General features: G+C 59.4%; 13 protein-coding genes. 7 read left to right on the top strand and 6 right to left on the bottom strand.

The genetic code is table 11. From position 1 onward, the window contains the following. Window positions 1-290: 290 nt before the first annotated feature. The gene (gene ettA, locus KUIN1_RS22340) at window positions 291-1,955 is read left to right on the top strand and encodes an energy-dependent translational throttle protein EttA (RefSeq protein WP_003399986.1); all 1,665 of its coding nucleotides are present in this window, start codon (window positions 291-293) and stop codon (window positions 1,953-1,955) included. A gap of 60 nt (window positions 1,956-2,015) precedes the next feature. Here ettA and KUIN1_RS22335 read toward each other — a convergent pair whose 3' ends face one another. The 4 genes from KUIN1_RS22335 to KUIN1_RS22320 form a co-directional block, all read right to left on the bottom strand. Then, window positions 2,016-2,513 (bottom strand): GreA/GreB family elongation factor, encoded by a 498-nt coding sequence (locus tag KUIN1_RS22335; RefSeq protein ID WP_058822748.1) that lies wholly within the window; start codon window positions 2,511-2,513, stop codon window positions 2,016-2,018. Between the two features lie 74 nt (window positions 2,514-2,587). Beyond that, on the bottom strand, window positions 2,588-2,941 hold the full coding sequence (locus KUIN1_RS22330) for a lipoprotein (RefSeq protein WP_003368687.1): 354 nt from the start codon (window positions 2,939-2,941) through the stop codon (window positions 2,588-2,590). Between the two features lie 133 nt (window positions 2,942-3,074). Then, window positions 3,075-4,928: an Lnb N-terminal periplasmic domain-containing protein gene (locus KUIN1_RS22325; protein WP_011268924.1), complete on the bottom strand. Its 1,854-nt coding sequence runs from the start codon at window positions 4,926-4,928 to the stop codon at window positions 3,075-3,077. A 62-nt stretch (window positions 4,929-4,990) separates the two neighbouring features. Further along, window positions 4,991-5,479 (bottom strand): DUF3015 domain-containing protein, encoded by a 489-nt coding sequence (locus KUIN1_RS22320; RefSeq protein ID WP_002555221.1) that lies wholly within the window; start codon window positions 5,477-5,479, stop codon window positions 4,991-4,993. 276 nt (window positions 5,480-5,755) lie between these two features. On the opposite strand from KUIN1_RS22320, the gene KUIN1_RS22315 reads away from it, so the two are divergent. The 5 genes from KUIN1_RS22315 to KUIN1_RS22295 all read left to right on the top strand — a co-directional run bounded on the left by KUIN1_RS22315 (window position 5,756) and on the right by KUIN1_RS22295 (window position 10,487). Further along, window positions 5,756-8,191: a Lon protease family protein gene (locus KUIN1_RS22315; RefSeq protein ID WP_011268923.1), complete on the top strand. Its 2,436-nt coding sequence runs from the start codon at window positions 5,756-5,758 to the stop codon at window positions 8,189-8,191. A gap of 168 nt (window positions 8,192-8,359) precedes the next feature. Next, window positions 8,360-8,689, top strand: coding sequence for a PA4575 family protein (locus KUIN1_RS22310; RefSeq protein WP_032607618.1), 330 nt, complete (start codon window positions 8,360-8,362; stop codon window positions 8,687-8,689). A gap of 120 nt (window positions 8,690-8,809) precedes the next feature. Then, window positions 8,810-9,298, top strand: a complete 489-nt coding sequence (locus tag KUIN1_RS22305; RefSeq protein ID WP_103377879.1) for a TIGR00645 family protein — start codon at window positions 8,810-8,812, stop codon at window positions 9,296-9,298. A gap of 108 nt (window positions 9,299-9,406) precedes the next feature. After that, window positions 9,407-9,715 (top strand): DUF6482 family protein, encoded by a 309-nt coding sequence (locus KUIN1_RS22300; protein WP_103713600.1) that lies wholly within the window; start codon window positions 9,407-9,409, stop codon window positions 9,713-9,715. Window positions 9,716-9,869: 154 nt separating this feature from the next. Next, a complete protein-coding gene (locus KUIN1_RS22295; RefSeq protein WP_003419060.1) occupies window positions 9,870-10,487 on the top strand; it encodes an FKBP-type peptidyl-prolyl cis-trans isomerase in 618 nt (205 codons plus the stop codon). A gap of 79 nt (window positions 10,488-10,566) precedes the next feature. On the opposite strand, the gene KUIN1_RS22290 is transcribed toward KUIN1_RS22295, so the two are convergent. Together KUIN1_RS22290 and KUIN1_RS22275 are read right to left on the bottom strand one after the other, a co-directional pair. Beyond that, a complete protein-coding gene (locus KUIN1_RS22290; RefSeq protein ID WP_002555214.1) occupies window positions 10,567-10,809 on the bottom strand; it encodes a PA4570 family protein in 243 nt (80 codons plus the stop codon). Window positions 10,810-11,442: 633 nt separating this feature from the next. After that, on the bottom strand, window positions 11,443-13,026 hold the full coding sequence (locus KUIN1_RS22275) for a peptide chain release factor 3 (RefSeq protein ID WP_003396266.1): 1,584 nt from the start codon (window positions 13,024-13,026) through the stop codon (window positions 11,443-11,445). Window positions 13,027-13,370: 344 nt separating this feature from the next. Here KUIN1_RS22275 and KUIN1_RS22265 point away from each other — a divergent pair, with 344 nt between their 5' ends. Beyond that, entirely contained in the window at window positions 13,371-14,084 is a 714-nt protein-coding gene (locus KUIN1_RS22265; RefSeq protein WP_024640031.1) for an ABC transporter permease, read from the top strand.

Raw genomic sequence — 14,084 nt, 5'->3', positions numbered from 1 at the left:
GGCAAAGTGCCAGTCCCGTTGGGCCGTATCGTTTGCCCTGCACGCAGCATTCGGGTAGCTTTGCGCAACGCGTGGTCTCCACCGACTCCTGCATGAGTGACTCCACTTTTTGCAATATCGATCAGGCTTTATATTTGCCAGCACTGCCCGACAGGTTTCCAACTGAGTTTATTCAAGGCTCGGAACGGTCCCGCGGCAAGTCTCAAGGACAAATAAAAGCTTTTTTCCGGCCGGAGCTTTAAGCTCGTTACCCAAATCGGTCCTCATTACAGACGCTAGGTTTTCATTTCATGGCTCAATACGTCTACACCATGCATCGGCTGAGCAAAGTTGTGCCGCCGAAGCGTGAAATCCTGAAAAACATCTCTCTGTCTTTCTTCCCCGGTGCCAAGATCGGTGTGCTGGGCCTCAACGGTTCGGGTAAATCCACGCTGTTGAAAATCATGGCGGGTGTCGACACCGAGTTCGATGGCGAAGCACGTCCGATGCCGGAGCTCAATGTGGGTTATCTGCCGCAGGAGCCACAACTTGATCCGAACAAGACGGTCCGTGAGGTCGTGGAAGAGGCGGTCAGCGTGATCAAGGACGCCCAGGCGCGTCTCGATCAGGTCTACGCCGAATACGCCGAGCCGGACGCTGATTTCGACAAGCTGGCGGCCGAGCAGGCCAAGCTCGAATCCATCCTGCAGGCCAGCGATGGCCATAACCTGGAGCGTCAGCTGGAAGTCGCCGCCGACGCGCTGCGCCTGCCGGCCTGGGATGCGAAGGTTTCGGTCCTTTCCGGTGGTGAGAAGCGCCGTGTCGCGCTGTGCCGCCTGCTGCTCTCCGCACCGGACATGCTGCTCCTCGACGAACCGACCAACCACCTGGATGCCGACTCGGTCGCCTGGCTGGAGCATTTCCTCCACGACTTCCCGGGTACTGTGGTTGCGATCACGCACGACCGTTACTTCCTGGACAACGTGGCTGGCTGGATTCTGGAACTCGACCGCGGCGCCGGTATTCCTTACGAGGGCAACTATTCCGGCTGGCTTGAAGCCAAGTCCGACCGTCTGGCGCAGGAATCCAAGCAGCAGACCGCGCACGAAAAAGCCATGAAAGACGAGCTGGAATGGGTCCGCAAGGGTGCCAAGGCGCGTCAGTCCAAATCCAAGGCGCGTCTGCAACGCTTCGAAGAAATGCAGTCGCAGGAATTCCAGAAGCGCAGCGAGACCAACGAGATTTACATCCCTGCCGGTCCGCGTCTGGGCGACAAGGTTATCGAGTTCAAGAACGTCACCAAGGGCTATGGCGACCGCGTGCTGATCGACAACCTGTCGTTCTCCATGCCCAAAGGCGCCATCGTTGGCGTGATCGGCGGTAACGGTGCCGGTAAGTCGACATTGTTCCGCATGCTGATGGGCAAGGAGCAGCCGGATTCGGGCAGCATCGAAGTCGGTGAAACCGTGCAGCTGGCCTGTGTGGACCAGAGCCGTGATGACCTGGACGGCAGCAAGTCGGTGTTCCAGGCTGTGTCCGACGGCTCCGATGTGATCCGTATCGGTAACTATGAGATTCCGTCGCGTACCTACGTCGGTCGCTTCAACTTCAAGGGCGGCGATCAGCAGAAGTTCGTCAAGGACCTGTCCGGTGGTGAGCGTGGTCGTCTGCACCTGGCGCTGACCCTGAAAGAGGGCGGCAACGTGCTGCTGCTCGACGAACCGTCCAACGACCTTGACGTGGAAACCCTGCGTTCACTGGAGGAAGCGCTGCTGGACTTCCCGGGCGCTGCCATTGTGATCTCTCACGATCGGTGGTTCCTTGACCGTGTAGCCACGCATATCCTGGCGTACGAAGACGATTCGCAAGCGATCTTCTTCGAAGGCAACTACACCGAGTATGAAGCCGATCGCAAGAAGCGTCTGGGCGAAGCGGCTGCCCAGCCGCATCGTGTGCGTCACAAAAAGCTGGCCTGATCAGCGTTCAGGCACGCGCCGCTCCTTGCAAGGAGCGGCGCTGCCGTTGGCTGGCCTGGCTCACGCGTCAGGTTCGATCAGCAGCACTTCAATCGACTGATCGCCTGCCGGGCGCTGCCACAACACTTCATCGCCTTTCTGTGCGCCGATCAGGGCGCGGCCCAGTGGCGATCCCCAATTGATCAGCCCGTTGGCTGCATCGGCCTGATCCTCTCCGACCAGATGCACGCGCTGGCGGTTATCCTGTTCATCCGCGAACGTCACCCAACTGCCGATCTGCACTTTTTCGGTCGACACGGCCGGTGCAACGACCTGCGCGCTTTGCAGGCGCTGGTTGAAGTAGCGCAGGTCGCGTTCCAGGTCGGCCAGTCGTTGCTTGTCCGCCGCTTCGCCCAACGCAGTTTGCGTACTGTGCTGCGCCTGCAGGCTGCCGACGTGTTTCTTCAACAGGGTCAGGCCTTCGGCAGTGACGTAGTTGATCTGTGTGCTGACCAGCCGCTCTACCGGTTGTTCGGCCTCGGCGGCAGCGTTGTCTTCGTTTACGAATGCGCGGCTCATGAAAAGTCCTCCCTAATAGGCTTTGGGCCACAGCAGGACATCATTGGTTTCGTCGATTTTCCACGCTTTGCGGGTCAGTTCGGACGATAGGCCTTGGCGGCACTGCGGGTCTTTTCCTGCTCCCAGGCGCGATCACGCTCATTGAAGACCTGGCCAGGATCAAGCCGGTCGCGATTGTCCTGCGAGGTCTCGCACTGACGAAAGCCATCGGTCCAGCCCTGGGCGTAGAGCTTGTCTTTCAAGTAACGGGGTACGTTTTTGCGGAATTGGCCGGTCGTGGCGCCTGCTGCGTCCCTGCCGCTGCTGCAACCATCCTGATAGCCGTCTGCAAAGCCCGGCGGATAACCCTCGGCCAGCATCTGGTCACGGGTGGACTGACAACCCGCCAGCACGATGGCCAGCGACAACAACAGCCAATACCGCTTCATGGTGATTCCCTCTGCTTATGAGAGGAGTCTAGAAGGTAATTTGTGAGTTATTCGTAAAAGCGATGTAGGGAACGTGTAATGGCAGTGTGCTTTTATTTTCGCGACACACTGCCGGCCGTTTCCACCGAGCCGGTCAGTAGTGATACCACTTCACCTCAAGCATCACTTCATTCTGTGGCGAGCTCATCTGGCTGAATTCGCGCTGGGCGCTCAGGCGCAGGCCGAGGTTGCGGGACAGCTCCCATTGCTGGTTGAGGCTGACGCTGCGGCGCACTTCGCCATTGGTGAAATAGTCGCCCTTGGCTTCCAGGCTCAGGTTGCCCAGCGGGTTGCGCCACAGCAGGCCAGTGTTAAAGCCCGCAGCGGGGGAGATGAATTCGGCGAAATCGTTGTTGTGCTCGACCCGCACCGTGCCCAGTGCAAAGCCGAGCATGTCGTCGGTCAGTTTCCAGGTGCCGCCGCCACCACCGTTGACATGGCTGACGAGGTTCTCGTCGCCATGCCTGCCGAGAACCCGCTCCAGGCCGCCGGTAACTTGCCATGACCAGGGTTTCAGCAGCTCGGTACGCGGAGTCAGCGAGCGAATGGTCGCCAGGTCCAGTTGCTGCACCTGCCAGTCGTTGCCTTCATATTGGCGCACCTTGAGCTGAAGAATCTCGATCTGCGCACCCAGCGGGAAGCCATAGGCGTTGTCGTTCAGGTCGTGGTAGGCCATGCGCAGGCCATATTCGGCAAACGCCTTGTCACCGCGGGTGCCCGCTCCCAGCTGCCAGGTACGTGATTCATGGCCTTCTTCCGGCAGGCCGGGGCGCGGGATGTCCAGTTGTGGCGGCGGGTTCTGATTGATCGCCTGCAACAGCTCGAAGCTGCGTTGCGAGCGCTGCGTGTCGCGCTCAAGACCGTTGGCGCGGTAGCGTTCCAGACGGTAGGCGGCGTCCTGAATCAACGCGCGGCGTTCTTTGGGCTGCGCGAGGTACTCGCTGTTGTGCAGCTGTTTCTGATCGGCGCTGACCTTCAATACCCACTGTTGCTCGTCTGCATCGAGCGGTTCGGCGCGGCTCAGCAACTCGCGTTCGCGTGACGGGCGATAATCTATCTTCTCCACCAGCCCGGCGGCCTTGATCGCCTTGACCGTATCGGTCGGGATCGCGGTCAGGCCGAACTGATCGGTAAGCTTCAGGCCCGGGCGGGCGACCTGCAGCAATTCCAGCAGCCGGTAGGAGCAGTTTTCGTCGAAGAAGAAATAACTGAAGCGGATCTGTTTCAGCTCCCAGACGTGCTCGACCATGCGCCCGGTTTCTTCCGCAGTCAGGTTCAGCCGGTATTCCCACAGGTCGCGGTTTTCCAGGCTGCGGTATTCCGACAGTTTTTCCTGATACGGCACCAGCGCAAACAACCCCGGGTAGCCGCCTGCCAGACCTTTCCACGCGTACAGAATGCTGTTGTCCATGCCTTCGATGTAGGCACCGAAGTTGATCGCATAGCTCAAGAGTGTGGTGTTGTTGGTTTTCGCGCTGGCCGGATCGATGCGCAGCAGCGTGTGGCCAAACATCGACGAGGGACTGTTGAGGTACGCGGCCGGGAAAATCAGCACCGTGCTGTCCGGCGCCACATCCTTGTACCAGGCTTTGAATTCCTTGCAGTCCGGGGTTGGCAGGTCAGTCAGGTGCAACTGGTCGCGCAGCCAGCGGGTACGTGCCGGGTATACGCACTGGGCGTGGGTCTGCTCATTGGTCACGGGGGCGTAAATCGCCTCCAGCGTGGCGCTGAGCTCTGCCTTAGGGTCATGCGCACCGTCGGCGGCGAGAAAGAATTTGGGGTCTGTGACGTAGCTGCGCCAGCCACCGAGCTTGCCGGCCTCGTAGTGACCCAGGGAAATCCAGAACGGCTCATTGGCCAGTTGCTGCAAACGGTCAGCGCTGGCATGAGGTGCCGCAGATAAAGGGGCACAGACGAACAGCGCCAGCGATACAAGACGTTTGAGCATAGAGGGCAACTAATCAGAAAAGGGGATCCCGCCCTTTGCGAAGAAAGGGCGGGCGAGCGACTTTAAGCCTGGGTAGCGTACTTGGCCAGAGTCGGATCGTTTTTCAGAACATTCACAGTGTTGGTGTGGACGTCTTCGGCAGTGGCGTCGGCCTTGCTGAAGATTTGCGAGAAGTGCTCGTGGGTGACGGCGGCGAAGTGCTCGCGGTCTTCTGGTGCAACGCCCAGTACCACAGCGTAGGTCGTCAGTGCTTCGCCCTGACCCATGGCCATATCCTTGGAGAGTTCATCCATCATGCCGTTCATGGCAAGCCAGGATTTACCGCCATAGGTCAGTGCGCCGTTGGTGGAGCAGCCGTTGGTGCCGGAGGTCATGCCGAAGGTGGCGTTACCCGAAGTACCGTTGGTGGTCGAAGCCAGGAAGTGAGCTGGAGTACCGCGTTGACCTTCAAACAGCATGTTGCCCCAACCGCAGTCAGGGCCGCCTGGTGCTTGAGCCATAGCGTTGATCGATACAGCGGCGAAGAGCGTTCCAAGAAGAATCCGTTTCATAGCTTTTTCTCTTTTTAGTTCAGCCAAGGGTCGAGTTTCTTGAGTCGTTACATCAAGACAGATGGCCAGCCAGCAACCACCTGTTCAGTTTGGAGTTTAGGCACGTTCCAAGGGTTCCGTGAGTGATTACAGATTATTACCTGAAAACGGCTTTTTTCAGGACGCGGCTCCTGGCGGTAGACACGCAAATGCTTTTCGACTCTTTCCTGCCTTGCAAGTCGTGTACAGCGAGCGCCAGAATGCCGACATCTGCCCCGCCTGATGTAAGGATTACTGATGCCCGATTCTGTCGCAGCCAACCTACGCCTGGCGCCCAACGCGCTGACCCGTCCGTTTTCCGCTGAGCAGTTCAGCTTTGCGACCACCCACGAGCTCGAACCCTTTCGCGGTGTCCTTGGCCAGGAGAGAGCCGTAGAGGCCCTGCAGTTCGGCGTTGCCATGCCGCGCCCCGGTTACAACGTGTTTGTCATGGGCGAGCCCGGCACCGGGCGCTTTTCGTTCGTCAAACGCTACCTCAAGGCCGAAGGCAAGCGGATGCAGACGCCGTCGGACTGGGTCTACGTCAACAACTTCGACGAGCCCCGCGAACCCAAGGCGCTGGAGCTGCCACCAGGTACTGCTCATGAGTTCACCGCCGACATCGGCGGTCTGATCGACAACCTGCTGGTGACCTTCCCGGCGGTTTTCGAGCACCCCTCGTATCAGCAGAAGAAAAGCTCGATCGACCGTGCGTTCAATCAGCGCTACGACCGTGCTCTTGATGTCATCGAGCGCCTGTCGCTGGAGAAAGACATCGCGCTGTATCGCGACAGCTCCAACATCGCGTTCACGCCGATGGCCGACGGCAAGGCGCTGGACGAGGCCGAGTTTTCGCAGCTGCCCGAGGCGGATCGCGAGCGTTTTCACGAAGATATCTCCGCGCTCGAGGAGCGTCTCAACGAAGAGCTGGCCAGCCTGCCGCAGTGGAAGCGCGAGTCCAACAATCAGCTGCGTCAGTTGAATGAAGAAACCATCACCCTGACCCTGCAACCCTTGCTGGCACCGCTTTCGGAAAAGTACGCCGAGAACGCTGCGGTCTGCGCCTACCTGCAGGCCATGCAGGTGTACCTGCTCAAGACGCTGGTCGAGCAGTTGGTCGATGATGCCAAGACCGATGCCCAGGCGCGCAAGCTGCTGGAAGAGCAGTACAGCCCGAGTCTGGTGGTCGGGAATACCCGTGATGGCGGTGCGCCGGTGGTTTTCGAACAACACCCCACCTATGACAACCTGTTCGGGCGCATCGAATACAGCACCGATCAGGGCGCGCTGTACACCACCTACCGGCAACTGCGCCCCGGCGCGCTGCATCGCGCCAACGGCGGTTTCCTGATTCTGGAAGCCGAGAAGATGCTCGGCGAGCCGTTCGTCTGGGATGCGCTCAAGCGTACCCTGCAATCGCGCAAGCTGAAGATGGAGTCGCCGCTGGGCGAGCTCGGCCGTGTTGCCACCGTGAGCCTGACGCCGCAAGTGATTCCGTGGAACGTCAAAATCATCATCATCGGTTCGCGTTCGCTGTACTACACCCTGCAAGACCTCGATCCTGACTTCCAGGAGATGTTCCGGGTGCTGGTCGACTTCGATGAAGAGATTCCGATGGTCGATGAAACGCTCGAGCAGTTCGCTCAGTTGCTCAAGACCCGGACCTCGGAGGAGGGCATGGCACCTCTGACCGCTGACGCGGTGGCACGACTGGCGACTTACAGCGCCCGCTTGGCCGAGCATCAGGGGCGTTTGTCGGCGCGTATCGGCGACCTGTTCCAGCTGGTCAGCGAGGCCGATTTCATCCGCCAGCTGGCCAACGACGACAAGACCGACGCCGGGCATATCGAGCGTGCGCTCAAGGCCAAGGCCACCCGTACCGGGCGAGTTTCGGCGCGGATTCTCGATGACATGATGGCTGGCGTGATCCTGATCGACACTGACGGCGCGGCAGTCGGCAAGTGCAACGGCCTGACGGTTCTGGAGGTTGGTGACTCGGCCTTCGGCGTGCCCGCGCGGATTTCCGCCACGGTTTACCCGGGCGGCAGCGGGATCGTCGACATCGAGCGCGAGGTCAACCTTGGCCAGCCGATCCACTCCAAGGGCGTGATGATCCTTACCGGCTACCTCGGCAGCCGTTATGCCCAGGAGTTCCCGCTGGCGATTTCCGCGAGTATCGCCCTTGAGCAGTCCTACGGTTACGTGGACGGCGACAGTGCGTCGCTGGGCGAGGTCTGCACGCTGATCTCGGCGCTGTCACGCACGCCACTCAAGCAGTGCTTCGCGATTACCGGCTCGATCAACCAGTTTGGCGAAGTTCAGGCGGTGGGCGGGGTCAATGAAAAGATCGAGGGCTTCTTCCGCCTCTGCGAAGCACGTGGGCTGACCGGTGAGCAGGGGGCGATCATTCCGCACGCCAACGTCACCACGCTGATGCTGGATGAGCGTGTGGTACAGGCTGTTCGTGCCGGGCAATTCCACATCTACGCAGTACGTCAGGCCGATGAGGCGCTGAGCCTGCTGGTGGGCGAACCTGCCGGTGCGCCCGACGAGCATGGCGAATTCCCTGAGGGCAGCGTCAATGCGCGTGTCGTGGAGCGTCTGCGCGATATCGCAGAGATGCTCAGCGACGAAGACCTCAAGGAAGAGCTGGAAAAGGAGCCTGCGCAGTTGCAGCCTGAACTCAAGGTCTGACTGCGCAGGAACCGGGCGGTGCCAAACCGTCCGGTGCTCCGTTCATCAGAGATGGTTTCTCGCCGGGTGGTTTTCTTCTAGTCTTGAGGTGATCGCAGTGGCCAAAGAGATTGGCGTGCATTCTGCTTCATGGGACGGATGAATACTGTTGCTGAACAGGAGCGCATCATGCCGCGTAGCCTTTGCCTTACCCGAGAATGCATGGGGCTGATGACCCGCATCGAGTGTGTCATCCGGCCTCTTCCTCATGACAACGGACAGTGGATGGTGTTCTTCGCCGCCGGTATGGCCGAAGAACAGCCTTCCGCAATCAAGTCCCAGGGGCCTTTCAAAGGCTTGCCCGCAGCGCAAACGGTGCTCACCAGCGTTATTGAAAGCCTGTCGTTGCATGGTTATCAATGTGCCGATGACGTGCCTATCTGGACGCTGCACATACAGGCTGAATTGCGCCGTATCGATAGCGACAGGACTGTCTGTCAGAGTTCGTCGCTGTTCTAGCCTTCAACCCGTTTCCTCAAGTGCGCTAACTGCCGCTGTGCGATATTTTGTCGCACGCTCAGAGCGGCGCATTACCGCTGATATACTCGCCCGCTCTTTTAAAACACCTTGCGAGTATCAATGGAACGTTTTTTTGAAAATGCCATGTACGCATCGCGCTGGCTGCTGGCGCCGATCTATTTCGGCCTCTCCCTTGGTCTGTTGGCGTTGTGTCTGAAGTTTTTCCAGGAAATCTTTCACGTCATTCCCAACATCTTCTCGCTGGCCGAAGCTGACCTGATTCTGGTGTTGTTGTCGCTGATCGACATGGCGCTGGTCGGTGGCTTGCTGGTGATGGTGATGATCTCCGGCTACGAGAACTTCGTGTCGCAACTGGACATCGACGATGACAAGGAAAAGCTCAACTGGCTGGGCACCATGGATTCGTCTTCATTGAAGATGAAAGTCGCAGCATCGATTGTCGCGATTTCTTCCATCCACCTGTTGCGGGTGTTCATGGACGCCACCAACATCAAGCCCGAATACCTGATGTGGTACGTGATTATCCACATGACGTTCGTGATATCGGCGTTTGCGATGGGCTATCTGGACAAGGTCACCAAGCACTGAAACAACATGGAATGACAGGGGCGGGCGTTATCGTTTCTGGCATGTCGGCGCTGTGTGTTGTAAAACGTCCGTTCCGATGCATCAGGCATTTGCGCAGGAGGTTCGATCATGAATTATCAGGAATTTACCGACCACGCCCAAGCCGGGCGGGTCGATGAGCTGAACCTGATCTCCATCGAAGGCGGCATCTATCTGCTGGATGTGCGCATGAATGGCACTTCGGTGATGCTCAAGGACCCGGCGGGCAAGACCCTGCATCTTCGCTCGGTAGAGCATGCCCGGGAGCTGCTCAAGGACATACCGGTGGTGCCTTTTTACCTGGTCCATTGCGTGGTCCATGATGAGCTGTGCGGCATGCCGGTCAATGACCGTTCCGAAATGCGCCTGCCGATCTCGTTTCATTCTTCATGGTGCTGATCGTCAGAAGTTAGCCACCGCTGCTGTAGGACGTTTCCGGTCTGTTGTGCTAGGCTGCTCGGCCTTTTGTCCGGGGTGTATCAGCGAGTGTCGAAGTGACGGCCATCAGGCCTCAACCGCTCACTGACTGTATGCCCCCATGCGGAGCAGTGTCATGTCCGAAGTCAATCTGTCCACCGACGAAACCCGCGTCAGCTACGGCATTGGCCGTCAGTTGGGCGATCAGTTGCGCGACAACCCGCCACCGGGCGTCGATCTGGAAGCCATCGTGGCGGGCCTGCGCGATGCGTTTGGCGGTCAGCCAAGCCGTGTCGGTCAGGAAGAAATGTCCGCCAGCTTCAAGGTCATCCGCGAAATCATGCAGGCTGAAGCAGCCGCCAAGGCTGAACAGGCTGCGGGCGCCGGCAAGGCCTACCTGGCTGAAAACGCCAAGCGCGAAGGCGTGACCACGCTGGCTTCGGGTCTGCAATTCGAAGTCGTGACCGCTGGTACTGGCGCCAAGCCAACCCGTGAAGACCAGGTACGCGTTCACTACCACGGCACGTTGATCGACGGTAACGTCTTCGACAGCTCCTACGATCGTGGCGAGCCGGCCGAATTTCCGGTCAGCGGCGTGATTGCCGGCTGGACCGAGGCGCTGCAACTGATGAACGCCGGCAGCAAATGGCGTCTGCACGTGCCGAGCGAACTGGCTTACGGCGCTCAGGGCGTAGGCAGCATCGCACCGCACAGCGTGCTGGTGTTTGACGTGGAACTGCTGGACGTTCTGTAAGCGACGCGGTCGATGCAGATGGTCGCTGAGCGAATCGCGCCGATTCGTTCAGCGACGCAGTTGTGCTGATGCTTCATGCTCAGTGCAACTCACCCATGGGGCGCAACGCCCGCGCGTAGCAGAACAGAAACAGGTTTCTCACCAGCTCCTTGAGCACCAATGGCTCGCTGGAACTCAAGCTGCACACATCCAGATCGCCCTGATCGCGTAACTCCTCCAGCGCTTCCTCTTCCAGTACGGCACACACTTCCCCTGTCTCGCGATGGAGAATTCTCAGGTAAGGGTGGGGTCTGTCCAGCCATGCATCGATCAAATAGGTCATGTCTCATCTCCTGTGCAAGTCAGATGAGAATAATTCTTATCGGGATAATAGCAAGGCTCTATTGAGATTAATTCTCATTTTGCGCTGAATGGTTGATCCAGATCAGCGAATGCCAGCCAGAAGAGGATACGGAGCGTACTTTCGGACACGCCCACCGTTCCTTACGGTCCAGCGTGGGAATGCCGTGGGTGACGCTCCGCGTCACAGATCTGCGCCGCGCCGCAAGTTCTGGGCAGGACGCAGAGCGTCCAGAACTGCATGCCGACGCGGAGCGTCGGCACGATAGGTGTTCTCTCAGACACCCATCGTTCCTCACGCTCCAGCGTGGGAATGCCGTTTGTGACGCTCTGCGTCACAGATCTGCGCCGCGCCGCAAGTTCGGGGCAGGACGCAGAGCGTCCAGAACTGCATGCCGACGCGGAGCGTCGGCACGATAGGTGTTCTCTCGGACGCTTATCATTCCTCACGCTCGACGCGGAGCGTCGGCACGATAGATGTTCTCTCGGACGCTTATCATTCCTCACGCTCGACGCGGAGCATCGGCACGATAGTTACAGAACTATCGTTCCTCACGCTCCAGCGTGGGAATGCCGTTCGTGACGCTCCGCGTCACCCAGCGACGCCATCGGCCGGTCAGTGGTGCTCGCGGGTGGCGCGGAATTTCACGTCGGGCCAGCGTTCTTCCATCAGGGCCAGGTTCACGCGGGTAGGGGCGAGGTAGGTCAGGTGACCGCCGCCGTCCACTGCCAGGTTTTCCACCGCCTTGTTCTCAAACTCTTCGAGCTTCTTCTTGTCGTCGCAGTCGATCCAGCGCGCTGACCACACAGTGATCGGCTCGTAGGCGCATTCGACCTTGTATTCTTCCTTGAGGCGGCTGGCGACCACATCGAACTGCAGCACACCGACGGCGCCGAGGATGATGTCGTTGCTGCGCTGCGGGAAGAACACCTGTGTGGCGCCTTCTTCGGCCAGCTGTTGCAGACCCTGACGCAGTTGCTTGGATTTGAGCGGGTCCTTCAGGCGGACGCGACGAAACAGCTCCGGGGCGAAGTGCGGAATACCGGTGAAGCCCAGCGCTTCGCCTTCGGTGAAGGTGTCGCCGATCTGGATGGTGCCGTGGTTGTGCAAGCCGATGATGTCGCCGGCGTAGGCTTCTTCCAACTGCTCGCGCTCCGACGAGAAGAACGTCAGCGCGTCGCCGATCCGTACGTCCTTGCCCAGGCGCACATGGCGCATCTTCATGCCCTTGTCGTAACGGCCCGAGCAGATACGCATGAAGGCGATGCGGTCGCGGTGCTTGGGGTCCATGTTCGCCTGGATCTTGAACACGAAACCGCTGAATTTCTCTTCCGCCGGCTCGACGGTGCGCTCGTTGGCCACACGTGCCAGCGGCTTGGGCGCCCAGTTCACCACGGCATCGAGTACATGATCGACACCAAAGTTGCCCAGCGCGGTGCCGAAGAACACCGGGGTCAGCTGACCGTCGATGAATTCCTGCTGGTTGAATTCGTGGCAGGCGCCCTGTACCAGCTCCAGTTGCTCGACGAAGCGCTCGTATTCATCGCCCAGGTGGGCGCGGGCTTCGTCCGAATCGAGCTTCTCGATGATTTTGGTTTCGGTGCGCTCGTGGCCGTGGCCTGCGGTGTAGACAATGATGTAGTCGTCGGCCAGGTGATAGACACCCTTGAAGTCCCGGTAGCAACCGATCGGCCAGGTGATCGGCGCCGCCTTGATCTTGAGGACCGCTTCGATTTCATCGAGCAGCTCGATCGGGTCGCGGATATCGCGGTCGAGCTTGTTGATGAAGCTGACGATAGGCGTGTCGCGCAGACGGCAGACATCCATCAGCGCGATGGTGCGTGGCTCGACGCCTTTACCGCCGTCGAGGACCATCAAGGCCGAGTCGACCGCCGTCAGGGTGCGGTAGGTGTCTTCGGAGAAGTCTTCGTGGCCCGGGGTGTCGAGCAGGTTGATCATGTGGTCGCGATACGGAAACTGCATCACGGACGTGGTAATGGAGATACCACGCTGTTTCTCCATTTCCATCCAGTCGGAGGTGGCGTGACGGTCGGATTTACGCGACTTGACCGTACCGGCGACGGAAATGGCCTTGCCCATCAGCAGGAGTTTTTCCGTGATGGTGGTTTTACCCGCATCCGGGTGGGAAATAATGGCGAAAGTGCGGCGTTTCGCGACTTCGGCGGCCTGTTGGGTCATGGGAAATCGCCTGGGATGGGATTGAAAAAGGGCGCAGATTATAGCTCAACTCGCGGCAATAACCGAACCGTTCAGACAATAAACGATGGCCAGATAATGTCTCGTGTGGGAACCTTTCAGGTCGTGGAGACGTCCACTCCCCCGTCAAGGCTCGCAACGAAGCCAACGCAAGGGGCTGATTCATCAGCATGTTGGTTTGACGAAGCTGCGCTTATGGCTTGTGTTTTCGCCGAGGTTAAACCCTTACCGGCGACCCACCCGCTGCTCTTCGCGAACGTTATTGCCGGCGTCCTTTCCGGACGTCCAGGTCAACGCGTTCGCCGACTGAAATAAGGAGTCCGCCTGTGGCAAATCGCTATGGCAAGGGGCTATTGGGAGGTGCGGTTGCGATCGCACTCCTGGCCCTGCTGATCCACTGGATCGGCATCAGTACTATCAAGCAATACCAGGATGACCTGCTGTTCTACCTTCAGGCTCACCTGATTCTGGTTCTGGTTTCGATGTTGGCGGCCCTTGTGGTCGGCATCCCTGCAGGCATTGCCCTCAGCCGACCAAGCATGGTTGGCCGCGCCGAACGCTTCATGCAGATATTCAACATTGGTAACACCGTTCCTCCTCTCGCCGTTCTGGCCATTGCCCTCGGGATTCTCGGGATCGGCAGCGGGCCGGCGATCTTCGCGCTGTTCCTCGCCTCTCTGTTGCCTATCGTGCGTAACACCTACGAGGGCCTGAAAAACGTCCAGGGTTCACTCAAGGAAGCTGCCGTCGGTATCGGCATGACCCCGCGCCAGGTGCTGTGGCGTGTCGAGTTGCCCAATGCCGTACCGATCATTATCGGCGGTGTGCGTGTCGCGCTGGCGATCAATGTCGGGACCGCGCCGCTGGCGTTTCTCATCGGTGCCAACAGCCTTGGCAGCCTGATTTTCCCGGGCATTGCCTTGAACAACCAGCCGCAACTGGTGCTGGGTGCGGCGTGTACCGCTCTGCTGGCGCTGCTGCTCGATGGTCTGGTGACACTGGCCAGTCGTCTTTGGCTGGAACGCGGACTGGCTCGCTGA

Origin of the sequence: Pseudomonas sp. KUIN-1 (assembly GCF_009176725.1) — a bacterium.
Taxonomy (GTDB): domain Bacteria; phylum Pseudomonadota; class Gammaproteobacteria; order Pseudomonadales; family Pseudomonadaceae; genus Aquipseudomonas; species Aquipseudomonas fragariae.
The sequence above is the reverse complement of the archived record's forward strand: the minus strand, read 5'-3'. Positions and strand labels throughout refer to the sequence as shown.

Excerpts from the sequence above, each read along its gene's own strand:
- ettA (WP_003399986.1), top strand. The coding sequence starts at position 291 with ATGGCTCAATACGTCTACACCATGCATCGGCTGAGCAAAGTTGTGCCG.
- KUIN1_RS22335 (WP_058822748.1), bottom strand. The coding sequence starts at position 2,513 with ATGAGCCGCGCATTCGTAAACGAAGACAACGCTGCCGCCGAGGCCGAA.
- KUIN1_RS22330 (WP_003368687.1), bottom strand. The coding sequence starts at position 2,941 with ATGAAGCGGTATTGGCTGTTGTTGTCGCTGGCCATCGTGCTGGCGGGT.
- KUIN1_RS22325 (WP_011268924.1), bottom strand. The coding sequence starts at position 4,928 with ATGCTCAAACGTCTTGTATCGCTGGCGCTGTTCGTCTGTGCCCCTTTA.
- KUIN1_RS22320 (WP_002555221.1), bottom strand. The coding sequence starts at position 5,479 with ATGAAACGGATTCTTCTTGGAACGCTCTTCGCCGCTGTATCGATCAAC.
- KUIN1_RS22315 (WP_011268923.1), top strand. The coding sequence starts at position 5,756 with ATGCCCGATTCTGTCGCAGCCAACCTACGCCTGGCGCCCAACGCGCTG.
- KUIN1_RS22310 (WP_032607618.1), top strand. The coding sequence starts at position 8,360 with ATGCCGCGTAGCCTTTGCCTTACCCGAGAATGCATGGGGCTGATGACC.
- KUIN1_RS22305 (WP_103377879.1), top strand. The coding sequence starts at position 8,810 with ATGGAACGTTTTTTTGAAAATGCCATGTACGCATCGCGCTGGCTGCTG.
- KUIN1_RS22300 (WP_103713600.1), top strand. The coding sequence starts at position 9,407 with ATGAATTATCAGGAATTTACCGACCACGCCCAAGCCGGGCGGGTCGAT.
- KUIN1_RS22295 (WP_003419060.1), top strand. The coding sequence starts at position 9,870 with ATGTCCGAAGTCAATCTGTCCACCGACGAAACCCGCGTCAGCTACGGC.
- KUIN1_RS22290 (WP_002555214.1), bottom strand. The coding sequence starts at position 10,809 with ATGACCTATTTGATCGATGCATGGCTGGACAGACCCCACCCTTACCTG.
- KUIN1_RS22275 (WP_003396266.1), bottom strand. The coding sequence starts at position 13,026 with ATGACCCAACAGGCCGCCGAAGTCGCGAAACGCCGCACTTTCGCCATT.